The organism is Kitasatospora sp. NPDC050543, assembly GCF_044457565.1.
In the GTDB taxonomy this organism is placed as follows: domain Bacteria; phylum Actinomycetota; class Actinomycetes; order Streptomycetales; family Streptomycetaceae; genus Kitasatospora.
Genome location: NZ_JBITGZ010000001.1, coordinates 222,097 through 235,000 on the forward strand (window position 1 = coordinate 222,097; position 12,904 = coordinate 235,000).

General features: G+C 74.9%; 6 protein-coding genes. 2 read left to right on the forward strand and 4 right to left on the reverse strand.

Annotated features, from left to right (window positions below; genetic code table 11):
• Positions 1–59: 59 nt before the first annotated feature.
• Entirely contained in the window at positions 60–1,031 is a 972-nt protein-coding gene (locus ACIBH3_RS00925) for an endonuclease/exonuclease/phosphatase family protein (protein ID WP_396309686.1), read from the forward strand.
• A gap of 68 nt (positions 1,032–1,099) precedes the next feature.
• Here ACIBH3_RS00925 and ACIBH3_RS00930 read toward each other — a convergent pair whose 3' ends face one another.
• The 4 genes from ACIBH3_RS00930 to ACIBH3_RS00945 all read right to left on the reverse strand — a co-directional run bounded on the left by ACIBH3_RS00930 (position 1,100) and on the right by ACIBH3_RS00945 (position 9,879).
• Complete coding sequence (locus ACIBH3_RS00930; protein WP_396309687.1) at positions 1,100–2,305, reverse strand: PP2C family protein-serine/threonine phosphatase; 1,206 nt, start codon at positions 2,303–2,305, stop codon at positions 1,100–1,102.
• Between the two features lie 195 nt (positions 2,306–2,500).
• Positions 2,501–5,707: a UvrD-helicase domain-containing protein gene (locus tag ACIBH3_RS00935; RefSeq protein WP_396309688.1), complete on the reverse strand. Its 3,207-nt coding sequence runs from the start codon at positions 5,705–5,707 to the stop codon at positions 2,501–2,503.
• A 53-nt stretch (positions 5,708–5,760) separates the two neighbouring features.
• Positions 5,761–9,345: an ATP-dependent helicase gene (locus ACIBH3_RS00940; RefSeq protein ID WP_396309689.1), complete on the reverse strand. Its 3,585-nt coding sequence runs from the start codon at positions 9,343–9,345 to the stop codon at positions 5,761–5,763.
• A 150-nt stretch (positions 9,346–9,495) separates the two neighbouring features.
• Entirely contained in the window at positions 9,496–9,879 is a 384-nt protein-coding gene (locus tag ACIBH3_RS00945) for an MGMT family protein (RefSeq protein ID WP_396309690.1), read from the reverse strand.
• A 134-nt stretch (positions 9,880–10,013) separates the two neighbouring features.
• On the opposite strand from ACIBH3_RS00945, the gene ACIBH3_RS00950 reads away from it, so the two are divergent.
• Positions 10,014–12,845, forward strand: coding sequence for a flippase-like domain-containing protein (locus ACIBH3_RS00950; RefSeq protein WP_396309691.1), 2,832 nt, complete (start codon positions 10,014–10,016; stop codon positions 12,843–12,845).
• The last annotated feature ends 59 nt before the right edge of the window (positions 12,846–12,904 follow it).

A 12,904-nucleotide genomic window follows, 5' to 3' on the forward strand; every position in this document is an offset into this window, starting at 1 on the left:
GCCGGGCGCGGGCGCCGCCCGGCCCGCCCCGGCCCGCGGACCGGGTACCGTCATGCGGTGTGAGCCAGCTGCGCATCGCCACCTTCAACCTGTTGCACGGTCAGCCCCTGGCCCCGGACGGCAGCCCGCTGCCGTTCCCGGCCGAGGCCGGCGACCCGCTCACCGAGGCGGTCGCCGCGCTGGACGCCGACGTGCTGGCCATCCAGGAGGTCGACCGCCACCAGGACCGCTCCGGCCGGGTCGACCAGGCCGCCGTCGCCGCCAAGGCGATGGGCGCGGCGGACTGGCGCTTCGCCGCCGCCCTGCACGGCCGCCCGGCCCCGGTCGCCGGCTGGCTGCCCGAGCCGTCCGTCACCGGGCTCCAGGTGTACGGCCCGGCCGAGGTCGCCACCGCCACCGACCTGCCCTCGTACGGCACGGCACTGCTCACCCGGCTGCCCGTCCTGCACTGGAGGGCCCGCCGCTTCGCCCCGGCGCCGTTCGGGCTGCCGCTGCGGGTGGCCGGGCGGCGCGGGCTGACCCCGGTGCCGGACGAGCCCCGGGCGGCGCTGGCCGCCGTCCTGCAAGGCGACCGCGGGCCGTTCACGGTGGTCGCCGCGCACCTGTCCTTCGTGCCGGGCTGGAACATGGCGCAGCTCGCCGGCATCCGGCGCTGGATCTCCGACCTGCCGCAGCCCTACCTGGTGCTGGGCGACTTCAACCTGGTCGGCGCGGTGCCGCGGACGGTCCTGGGCGGGGCCACCGCGCTGGAGCGCTCGAACCCGCGCGAGCGGGTGCGCGAGCTGCGCGCCGCCCGGCGGACCAGGGCCGTACAGCTGGAGCCGCGGCGGCGGCGGGTACGGGAGCCGAGGGCGCGCCTCCAGGGCTGGTACGACCTGGCGCGCACCCCCACCTACCCCTCGCACCGCCCGGCGGTGCAGTTCGACCACGTGCTGGCGATCGGCGTCCCGCGCTCGGCCGTCGGCCCGGCCAGGGCGCCGCGCGCCGGGGTCTCCGACCACCGCCCGCTGGTGGTGGAGGTCAGCCTCTGACCGACGGGCGCGGCCATGCACGGTCACCGACGGAGCGGCCACCGACGCCACGGTCACCGGCGGCGGGCTCACGGGCGGCGGGCGAGCCGGCCGTTCTGGTGCGGCAGCTGGGGGCCGCCGGCCAGCGGATCGTAGTGCAGCAGGAGCATTGCGGCGTCATCGCCCAGCTGCCGGCCGACATGGCGCACCACGTCCTCGTGCAGCCGGTCCAGCACCACCACCGGGTCGCCGCCGCGCGCGCACAGCGGCAGCCGCTCGACCAGCGGGTAGAAGGTGCCGGCGCGGTCCCGGGCCTCGATCACACCGTCGGTGAAGAGCAGCACCCGGTCACCGGGTCGCAGCGCCACCCGCTGCACCGGCGGGCGGACGTCGGCCGGGTCGAGCACACCGAGCGGCGGCACCGTCTCGGTCAGCTCCAGCGCCCGCACACCGCCCCCGTCGCCCTCGCGCAGCAGCAGCGGCGAGGGGTGGCCGCAGTTGACGATCTCGGCGCTGCCGTCGGCGGCCACCCCGATCAGCACCAGGGTGACGAACTCCTCCTCCACACCGGGGTGGTCGTTCTCGTGCAGTGCGCGGTCCAGGCTGACGGCCAGCCAGCCGGCCACCCGGTCCAGCGCCGGCTCCTGGTGCGCGGCCTCGCGGAAGGCGCCGAGCACGGCGGCCGCCGTCTCGACGGCGTTCAGCCCCTTGCCCCGGACGTCGCCGACCACCGCGCGCACGCCGTGCCGGGTGTTGACCACCTCGTAGAGGTCTCCGCCGATCCGGGCGTGCGCGGCGGCCGCGGCGTAGTGGACGGCCGCCCGGACGCTGCCGACCCGGTCGGGGACCGGCCGCAGCAGCACCCGGCGGGCGATCGAGGCGACCAGCTCGGCGTCGGCCAGCGCCTTCTCCTGACGCAGCCGCAGGGTCGCGCTGACCCAGCTGATCGCGGCGACCAGCACGATCGCGAACACGGTGGCGCTGTGCACGGACTCACCCAGCGAGTCGCTGTAGCCCGCCATCACGAAGGCGACGGCCTCGGTGCACAGCCCGATCGCCAGTGGGTACCAGGTACGGCGGCTGACCACGGCGGCCAGCGCGGGAACGGCGGTGAGAGCCGGTTCGACCGTCACCTCGGTGTTGCTGAAGTAGTCCAGGGCGACAATGAGCGCCATGCCGATGAACGGCAGCCCGAGCGCCGTCCTCGGCCACGTGCCCTGCGGCCCGGCCACACCTGCGTCGGCCCCCGGGATCGGCCCGGCGAACCGCTCTCTGATCCATCCGGTCGCGCTCAACTTCGGTCTCTCCAGCAGAAGATGCCGGTGCACCACACGGGGGCACCTGCGGCGATGACTGAGGGTCAGGCACTACGGGCCTTGCTGGCGGCCGGAGTACGGGGGTGACCGGTTACCGACCCCACAATAGGCGCGAAACGTGCGCAGCGCACAGGTTTCACTTGATCCAGTGATGAGTTGAATGCTCTCCGTGACTCATTCTTCACTCTTCCCGATCAGGAGCCGTTCCAACTCTTTTCGGTCAGGAAGTCCTGACGGTTGTTCGATCCGGCCACTGCGCACATACAGGAAGGAAGCCGTGACCTGGTCCAGCGGCAGCCCCAACTGTTCGGCCCAGGCCACCCGGTACACGGCGAGCTGGAGCGGGTCCGCCGTCTCCTCCCGGTTGGTCTTCCAGTCCACCACTTCGTAGCGTGACACCTGGCCCCGCCCTGACACGCCGTCACGCTCACGGTAGACCGCGTCGATCCGGCCGCGCACCACCCGGCCCGCCAGCACCAGTTGGAACGGCGCCTCGACCCGGTACGGCGTCCGGTTCGCGTACGGCGTTCGCAGGAAGGCGTCCTTGAGCCGCTCCAAGTCCCGCTCGTCCTCGATCCCCTCGTCGTCCATGCCCGGCAGCGCACCGGGCTCGATCAGCATCAGCGGCTCGATCCTGGCCTGCACCCAGGCGTGGAAGCGGGTGCCCCGGCGGGCGGCGGGCTGCGGCGGCCTGGGCATCGGGCGGGCGAGGTCCCGGGCGAAGCCGTCCGGATCGGCGGCCAGGCGCATCAGCTGGGTGGCGGAGAGCGCCGGGGGCAGCGGCACCTCGCGCACCGTCCGGCGGGAACGCTCCAGCTCGCCCAGCAGCGCGCCCAGGTCGCGGTCCCAGGAGTCGGCCTGGCGCTGGTCCTCCGCCGCCATCCGCTCCGGCTCCGGCGCCGGCTGCCCGGCGAGCCTGCGCCGCACCACCTCGGCGACCCGGCGGCGGGCCGACTGGGCGGCGCCGTCCAGCGGCAGCGGCCAGGGCAGCTCCAGCGACACGGCCAGCGCCGGGTTCTTCGCGTCTTCGACCGGCTGCTCGGCCCACTGCTCGATCTCGCCGTTGCCGGGCCGCTCGCAGTGCGCCCGCAGCCGCAGCAGGAAGTCGGACGGGCCGCGGGGGCGCTTCTGGCTCGGCCCCCACCAGTGGCCGGAGGCCAGCAGCAGCGAGCGCGGGCGGGTGAACGCGACATAGCCCAGGCGCAGCTCCTCCGTCGCGGAGTGCGCCGTCATCGCCTCCTTGAAGGCCTTCATCCCCTTACCCGTCCACTGGCCGTGCACGTCGGGCAGGGTCGCGCCGTCCCCACGCAGCGCGTGCGGCAGCACCTTCTTGGTGCTCGTCCAGCGCTCGCGCGAGGTGGTGGACGGGAAGGCGCCCTTGACCAGGCCCGGGACGGCGACCACGTCCCATTCCAGGCCCTTGGACTTGTGCGCGGTGAGCACCTTCACGGTGTCCTCGCCGCCGGGCAGGCTGTTGTCCAGGCCGCGCTCGTACTCCTCGGCGGCGTGCAGGAACGCCAGGAACGCCGAGAGGCCCGGATCACCGTCGAGGTCGGCGAAGCCCGCGGCGACGTCCAGGAAGCCGTGCAGCGTCTCCCGCCGGCGGGCGGCCAGCGCGAGCGGGGAGGCGGACAGCTCGACCTCCAGACCGGTGACGGCGAGCACCCGGTGCAGCACGTCCATCAGCGGCTCGGCGAGGGCCCGGCGCAGCTCGCGGATCTCGCGGGCGAGGCGGGCGAAGCGGACCCTGGCCTCGGGGGAGAACGGCAGCTCGTCGGGCTGCTCGGCGTCCAGGAAGGTCTCCAGCGCGTCGGCGAGCGAGACCACCTCGGTCGGGTCCGTCCCCGCGACGGCCGCGGCCAGTGGCTCCAGCCCCTCCGGGCGGGCGGTGCGCACCAGCTCGGCGGCACGGCGCCCGAGCAGCGCCAAGTCCCGCGGGCCGATCCGCCAGCGCGGGCCGATCAGCAGCCGCACCAGGGCGGCGTTGGCCGTCGGGTCCTGGAGCACCTCGCAGACGGCGACCAGGTCGGCGACCTCGGGCAGCTGGAGCAGCCCGCCCAGGCCCACCACCTCGACCGGCACCTCCCGGGCGACCAGCGCGGCATGGATGTCGGGGAAGGCCGCGCCGCCCCGGCAGAGCACGGCGATCCGCCCCGGCGCGGTGCCGGTGCGCACCAGGTGCGCGATGGAGTCGGCCAGCCAGGCGACCTCCTCGGCGTGGGTGGGCAGCAGCGCCGCCCGGACGAAGCCGTCCAGCTCGGCGCCCGGCGCCGGGCGCAGTGCCTCGACACCCTCGTGCATCTGCCGCAGGCCCGCGGCGAGGTCGTTGGCGAATGCCAGCAGCCGGCCGCCGCTGCGGCGGTTCTCGCTCAGCGAGTAGCGGGCGGCCGGGGCGCCGTCGCGCCGCGGGAAGTGCACCGGGAAGTCGTCCAGATTGGCCACCGAGGCCCCGCGCCAGCCGTAGATCGCCTGACACGGGTCGCCGACGGCCGTCACCGGGTGCCCGGGCGCGCCCGGGCCGCTGCCGAAGAGTCCGGCCAGCATCAGCCGCTGGGCGACCGAGGTGTCCTGGTACTCGTCCAGCAGCACCACCTTGAACTGGCCGCGCAGCAGCTCGCCCACCTCGGGACGCTGCTGGGCGAGCCGGGCGGCGGCGGCGATCTGGTCCCCGAAGTCCATCAGCCCGGCGGCCCGCTTGCGCCGGCGGTACTCCTCGACCAGGTGCAGCAGCTCCTGCCGGGCCCGCGCCGCCACCGGGACACCGCGCAGCTCCTCGTTGGTGAGCCGCACGGTGGCGAGGGTGTCGAGCAGTTCGCCGTCGTACCCGCGCAGCGCCTCGGGCTCGACCAGGTGCTCGGCCAGCTCGCCGTCGAGCGCGATCAGGTCGGCGACCAGTGCGGAGAACGTCCCGGTCAGCCCGGGGAAGGGTCCGCGGGCCGAGCGCAGCACCTTGGCAGCCAGCTGGAACCTGGTCGCGTCGGCGAGCAGCCGCACGTCCGGCTCGATGCCGATCCGCAGGCCGTGCTCCTTGAGCAGCCGCCCGGCGAAGGCGTGGTAGGTGGAGATCTCCGGCTCGCCGATCGCCTCGACGTCCTGCGGGTCGACGATCCGGGCGCTGAACAGGGCCGACCGCACCCGCTCGGCGAGCTCGCCGGCCGCCTTGTTGGTGAAGGTCAGCCCGAGCACCTCCTCCGGCCGGACCGCGCCGGACCCGACCAGCCAGACCACCCGGGCCGCCATCACCGTCGTCTTGCCCGACCCGGCGCCCGCGACGATCACGGCCGGCTCCAGCGGGGCGCCGATGGCGAGCATCTGCTCCCGGTTGAAGGGGATGCCGAGCAGCTCCTTGAGCTGGTCGGGGTGGCTGAGCACGGCGTTCACGCCGACAACGCTAACCGGAGCCACCGACAACCACGGCCCGCCGAGGAGCACCCCTAGTCGATGAGCTGCGCGCCGTCGCGCTGCGCGGAGCAGCTGCGGCGGAACGAGCAGCGGTCGCAGCCGGTGCCCGGCCCGGGGACGAACCGTTCGGCGATCACCTTGCCGGCCACGTCGGCGAGCAGGTTCTCGATCCACGGCTCGCTCTGCGCCGGCGCCTGCTGCTGCACCTTGGGCCCGTCCGGCGCGGCCTTGTCGGGCTTGCGCAGCTGCACCAGCTCGGCGCCGCCCGGCTGCGGGGCGACGCCCTCGAAGGCCGGCAGCTCGTTCAGCGCACCCGCGCGGACGGCCAGCTGGTAGACGGCGAGCTGGCGGTGCTCGGGCAGCGAGGAGTCGGCGGGGAGGTTCTTGCCGGTCTTGAAGTCGACCACGTACGCCCGGCCCGCGGCGTCCTGCTCCACCCTGTCCATCGAGCCCCTGATCTGCACCGCGATGCCGCCCACGTCCAGCGTGACGTCGAAGCCGTGCTCGGTGGCGACGGTGCTGCGCCCGCGGTCCAGGACGTGCCAGTTCAGGAAGCGCTCCAGGGCGGCCCGGGCCTCGGTCTTCTCCTGCTTGGACTTCCAGGGCGCGTCGAAGGCGAGCGCGTCCCAGACGGTGTCCAGGCGCTCCATCAGCACGGCCAGGTCCGCGGGCGTGCGGCCGGAGCCGACCTCGTCGGCCAGCGCGTGCACCACGTTGCCGAAGCCCTGCGCCGCGGAGCTGGTGGTACGCGCCTTGACCTCCTTGTCCAGGAACCACTGCAGCGAGCAGTTCTCCAGCTGCTCCAGCCCGCTGCCGGACAGGCCCACCGGCAGCTCGGGCCGGCGCAGCGGCTCGGACGCCGCCGTCGCGTCGTCCAGGCCCCACCAGCGGTCCGGGTGCGCGGCCGGCACCAGCGGGACGCCGTCCTCGTCGGCGGCGCCGGCCAGCACGGCGAGCCGCTCGGCGGCGGCCCGGCGCAGCTCGGGCGAGCGGCGCGGGTCGACGGTGACCGCGCGCAGCTCCGCGACCAGCGCGGGCACGGACAGCGGGCGGCGCGGCCGGTGGGTGACGTCCTCGACGGCGACCTGCGGGGTGCGGCGCAGCACCTTGCCCGTACGCGGGTCCAGCTCCTCGCGGTACAGCTCGCGCAGGAAACGGGAGGGCTCGTCGCCGTCCTCGGCCGGCGCCTTGACGGCGGTGACGATCAGGCGCTCCTTGGCCCGGGTCGCGGCGACGTAGAAGAGCCGGCGCTCCTCACCGAGCAGCGCGGCGGGCGAGAGCGGCTCGGCGAGACCGTCGCGGCCGATCCGGTCGGCCTCCAGCAGCGAACCGCGGCGGCGCAGGTCCGGCCAGAGGCCGTCCTGGACGCCCGCCACCACCACGACCCGCCACTCCAGCCCCTTGGAGCGGTGCGCGGTCATCAGCCGGACGGCCTCGGGGCGGACGGCGCGCACGGTCAGGGTGTCGGCGGCGATGTCCTGTGCCTCGACCTCGGCGAGCAGGTCGAGCGCGCTGCGGTGGCCGGTCACCTGCTCCTCGGCGCGGGCGGCGGTCTCGAACAGCGCGCAGAGCGCGTCCAGGTCCCGGTCGGCGTTGCGGCCGGCCGCGCCGCCGCGCAGCGCGGACCGCTCCAGCCGCTCGCGCCAGCGCTGGCTGCCGTCCCAGAGCGCCCAGAGCGCCTCCTCCGCGGTGCCGCCGCCGGCCAGCAGCTCGCGGACCTTGCGCAGCAGTACGCCGAGGTCACGGGCCCTGCGCGCGTACCCGGGGTCCATCGCGACCAGCCGCTCGGGCTCGGCCAGCGCCTCCCGGATCAGCTCCTGCGCGGGCCGGACGGCGGCCGCCGGCAGCTGCGCCTCGCGCAGCGCCTGCCGCTCCTCCTCCCGCAGCACGCGCCCGAGCCGCCGCAGGTCCGAGCCGTCCATCCCGCCCAACGGCCCGGTCAGCAGCGCGTGCGCCACCTCGGCGGTGAGCGGGTCGGAGTGGGAGGTCGGCGGGGCCGACTTCTGGTGCGGGACGGGTGCGGGAGCAGCGGCCTCCGCCTCCTCGTCGCCGCCGGTACGGGCCGCCGGTACGAAGGGGACGGCGGCGGGGTCGGCCGTGCGGTCGGCCGTGGCCACGGCGACCCGGGCCCCCGCCTCGGCCTCGGCCCGGTTATCGCTGTCGCGGTCGCCGTCACCGTCACCCGCGAGGCTCTCCACCGGCGCGCCGGCGGCCGCGCCGGGGCCCGGCCGGGGCGCGGGCGCGAACGCCGGGGGGCGGCCGGTTCGGTCGAGGGCGGCCTGCTCGGCACAGACCCGCAGGGCGAGCAGCAACTGCGCCACCGCGGGCTCCTCGCGCAGCGGCAGGTCGTCACCGTCGATCTCCAGCGGGACGCCCGCCGCGCTCAGCGCCCGCCGCACCCCCGGGATGGACCGGGCGCCGGCCCGGACCAGCACCGCCATCTCTCCCCACGGCACCCCGTCCTCCAGGTGCGCGCGGCGCAGCAGGTCCGCGATGCTGTCCAGCTCGGTACCGGGCGTCGGGTAGGTGTAGACCTCGACCCGCCCGCCCTCCCTGGACGGCAGCAGCGCGCGGTGCTGGGCGAGCTTGTCGGCGGGCAGCCGCCCCATCGGCATCCGGCGGGCGACTTCCCGCGAGGCGGCGAGCAGCACCGCGCCGGAGCGGCGCGAGACCCGCAGCACCCGGACGTCCGCCGGGCTGCCGTCCGCCTGCCGGAAGGCCTGCGGGAAGTCGAGGATGCCGTTGATGTCGGCGCCCCGGAACGCGTAGATCGACTGGTCCGGGTCACCGACCGCGACCAGGTCACGCCCGCCGCCCGCCAGCTGCTGGAGCAGCCGGACCTGCGAGGGATCGGTGTCCTGGTACTCGTCGACGAAGACCACCTCGTACCGCCCGCGCAGCTTCTCCCCCACCTCGGGGCGCTCGGCGAGCAGCACCGCGCGGTGCACCAACTCGGCGTAGTCGAGCACGCCGCGCAGGTCCAGGACGTCCAGGTAGTCGGCGAGGAAGTGGGCGGCGGCCGCCCAGTCCGGGCGCCGGACGCCGTCGGCGAAGCGCCGCAGCTCCTCCTCGCCGAGGCCGAGCTCGCGGCTGCGGGCCAGCACGGCGCGTACCTCGTCGGCGAAGCCGCGGGTGGTGAGGCAGGCGCGCAGGTCGAGCGGCCAGCTGATCCGGCCTATGCCCAGCCGGGCGTCCTCGGCGTCGCCGGCCAGCAGCTCGCGGACCATGACGTCCTGCTCGGGGCCGGAGAGCAGCCGCAGCGGCTCGGCGTACTCCTGCGGGTCCTGGTGGGCGCGCAGCAGCGCGTAGCAGAAGGAGTGGAAGGTAGTGGCCTGCGGGGCCGCGCCGGTGGCGCCGACCCGGGCGGACATCCGGTCGCGCAGCTCCATCGCGGCCTTGCGGCTGAAGGTCAGCACCAGGATGCGTTCGGGGTCGGTGCCCTGCTCGATCCGCCGGGCCACCGCCTCGACCAGCGTGGTGGTCTTGCCCGTGCCGGGCCCCGCGAGCACCAGCAGCGGGCCGCCGGCATGCTCCACCACGGCCTGCTGGTACGGGTCCAGCACGGGCGGGGCGGGTAGCGCGAGCGGGCTGCGCACCAAGCGGTAGGGGGAGGTCACGAACGTCCTGGGGTCGAACTTCGGGCAACAGCGGGACGGGCCCGCGGGGGCCCGTCCGTATCGAGCCTACGATCCTGCCCCGTCAACCTCCGCCACGCACCCGGTTCGGCGAAGGTGGGGGCGCGCCGGCCCCGGGGGTGCGCCCCGCCGTCAGGGGTGGGCCGGGAGGCCGTCCCAGCGGGCCAGCTTCAGGTCCACCCTGGGCAGGTCCTCGGCCGCCTTCGAACCCCGGGCCGGGCCCCGGCCGCCGGTGCCGCGCAGCGGGGTGCCCTCCTCGCGGTAGTGACCAAGGGCACGCTGCTCGTGGCCGGGGAGCAACGCGCCGTCGGCGCGGATCACCCGCCACCACGGCACCGCCGCGCCGTACAGTGCCATCACCCGGCCGACCTGCCGGGGGCCGCCCTGACCGAGGTACTCGGCGACGTCCCCGTAGGTCATCACCCGGCCGGGTGGAATGAGCTCGGTCAGGTCGAGCACCAGTTCGGCGAAGGGAGGCAGCGCCCGGTCGTTCCCACTGTCCGTCACCTGCGGCATTCTTCCGCATCCGGGCGATTCGCGGGCCTCGTCCGGCCGATCCGCCGCGCCCGATGCGCCCCCTGTCCAGCACGGAACGCCACGGCATGCCACCATCTTCGGGGCGGTGAGTGGTGATACGAGGACAAGACCAGATGACCGGGACGGCAGACGTGGGCGTGGACGAGGACTCCGGGGAGTCCCCCGACGAGTCCGCCGACGACATGTCCGCAGGTCCCGGCAGTGAACCGGACGCGTTGCCGGAAGTCTCCCTGATCAAGGACCGGACGATCAAGACCCCCGAGCCCACGACCGTCGAGCCCGCGGCCGTCGATACCTCGGCCGTCGATACCCCGGCCCGGGAACAGCCGGCCCCGGAGCACCCCACCGCGGAGCCCGGCACCGGCCGGCCCACCGGGCCGCGACCGGCCGCCGACCGCCCCTCCGACCACCGGCCGCCGGTGCCCGCCCAGCCGACGCCGGGCGGCGTGCTGCCCGACCCGCTGGACGACGCCACCCACCTCGACGTCGACGAGCCGCTGCTCGCCGCCCGCGCCCACCGCCCGTCCGACCTGATCCGGTTCCTGGCCGGGCTGCTGGGCATCATCGCGCTGTTCGTCCTCGCCAACGTCGCCACCTCGACCACCAGCGGCATCGAGAAGGACATCGCCGCCAACGCCCAGCGGATCTCCCCCGTCCTGTCCACCATCGCCGGACTGGTCTCCAGCATCGCCGTCCTCGCCGTCCCGCTCGCCTTCGCCGTCGAGCGTCTGATCAAACGCGACGGCCTGCGGGTCGCCGACGGCGTCCTCGCCTCCGTCCTCGCCTACGGGGTCTCGCTCGGCATCGACTGGTGGGTCGCCGAGGGCGCCTCGGAGCACATCAGGGATGCCCTGACCAGACTCCCGACGGGCAGCAACGGCACCCTCACCGACCCGGTGCACGGCTACCTCGCACCCGTCATCGCCTATATGACGGCCGTCGGCATGTCGAGCCGACCACGCTGGCGGGTCGCCCTGTGGGTGGTGGTGATTCTCAGCGGTACCACCGAGCTCATCAGCGGCTACACCACCCCGCTCTCCCTGCTGCTGACCGTCCTGATCGGCTGGTCCGTCGCGTACGGCACGCTGTACGCCATCGGCTCGCCGAACATCCGGCCCACCGGACAGCACCTGATGATCGGCCTGCGCAAGGTCGGCTTCACCCCGGCCAGCGCACACCGCGCCCCCGACGCACCCGGCGGCACCCGCCGCTACTACGTCGTCCAGCAGAGCGGCCCGCCGCTGGACGTCCACATCGTCGACCGCGAGCAGCAGGCCTCCGGCTTCTTCTACCGGGCCTGGCGGCGGCTGCGGCTGCGCTCGGTGGCCGTCCGGCGCAGCCCGCAGTCGCTGCGCCAGGCCCTGGAACAGGAGGCGCTGATCGCGTACGCGGCCGCCGCCTCCGGCGCCCGCGCCCCGCAGCTGGTGGCCACCTCCGAGCTCGGCCCGGACGCCGCGATCCTGGTCTACGAGAACGTCGAGGGCCGGCCGCTGGACGACCTGGACGACGAGGAGATCACCGACCAGGTGATGGCCTCGCTCTGGGAGTCCGTGGCGGCCCTGCACGAGCGCCGGATCGCGCACCGCCGGCTCACCGGCGAATCCCTGCTGGTGGTGGACGAGAAGTCGGCCTGCCTGGTCAACCTCTCCGGCGGCGACATCGCGGCCGGTGACCTGACCCTGCGGATCGACGTGGCCCAGCTGCTGACCACCTTCGCGCTGCGGGTCGGCCCCGAGCGCGCGGTGAGCGTGGCCAACGCCGTCCTCGGCGCCGAGCGGGTCGCGGCCGCGCTGCCGCTGCTCCAGCCGGTCGGCATGAGCCGCTCCACCAGGATCGACCTCAGGAAGCTCACCAAGGAGCGCAAGGCCGCGGCCCAGGCCCGGGCGCTGGAGCAGGTCGCCGCCGGCGAGCGCACCCAGCAGCAGGCCGAGGAGGACATCGCGGCGGCCGGCGAGGACCTGCTCAGCAAGATCCGCGGGCAGATCCTGCAGATCGCGCCCGAGGCGCCGATGGCGCCGGCCAGGCTGGAACGGCTCAAGCCGAAGACCCTGATCATGGTCATCGCGCTCACCTTCGCCGCCTACCTGGCGCTGACCACCATCAAGCCCGCGCAGCTCAAGCTCTCCCAGATGAACTGGGCCTGGGCGGCGGCGGCCCTGGCGGCGGCGGCCTTCAGCTACGTCGCGGCCTCGATGAGCCTGACCGGCTTCGTCCCCGAGCGGCTGCCGTTCAAGCGCACCGTCGCGGCCCAGGTCGCCGGGTCCTTCGTGAAGCTGGTGGCCCCGGCCGCGATCGGCGGCATCGCGCTCAACACCCGCTACCTGCAGAAGGCCGGCATCCGGCCCGGGCAGGCGGTGGCCAGCGTCGGCGCCTCGCAGCTGGCAGGCCTGGCGGGGCACCTGCTGCTGCTGTTCAGCTTCGGTCTGATCACCGGCAGCCAGACCAACGGGGATCTCAGCGCCTCCCGCGCGGTGATCATCGGGGTGCTGACGGCGGCGGTCCTGGCCCTGGTGGTCGCGGCCGTCGGACCGCTGCGGCGGGTCGTGGTGACCAGGGTGCGCTCGCTGTTCTTCGGTGTGGTGCCGCGGATGCTCGACCTGATGCAGACGCCGACCAAGCTGCTCACCGGCTTCGGCGGCATCCTGCTGCTCACCCTGAGCTTCACCGCCTGCCTGGACGCCTCGGTGCACGCCTTCGGCGGGGCGATCAGCTTCTCGGCGGTGGCCGTCGTCTTCCTGACCGCCAACGCGGCCGGGTCCGCCATCCCCACGCCGGGCGGCATCGGGCCGGTGGAATTCGCCCTGATCGGCGCCCTGACGGTGGCCGGAGTGCCGCCGGCGGTCGCCACCCCGGCCGTCTTCCTGTACCGCGCGCTGACCTTCTGGCTGCCCGTGGCGCCGGGCTGGATCGCCTACAACGTGCTCCAGCGCAAAGGCGCGCTCTGAGGCCCGGCCCGGGACCGCGAAGGGCCGCCGACCTGTGAGGTCGGCGGCCCTTCGCGTGG

Excerpts from the sequence above, each read along its gene's own strand:
- ACIBH3_RS00945 (WP_396309690.1), bottom strand. The coding sequence starts at position 9,879 with ATGCCGCAGGTGACGGACAGTGGGAACGACCGGGCGCTGCCTCCCTTC.
- ACIBH3_RS00950 (WP_396309691.1), top strand. The coding sequence starts at position 10,014 with ATGACCGGGACGGCAGACGTGGGCGTGGACGAGGACTCCGGGGAGTCC.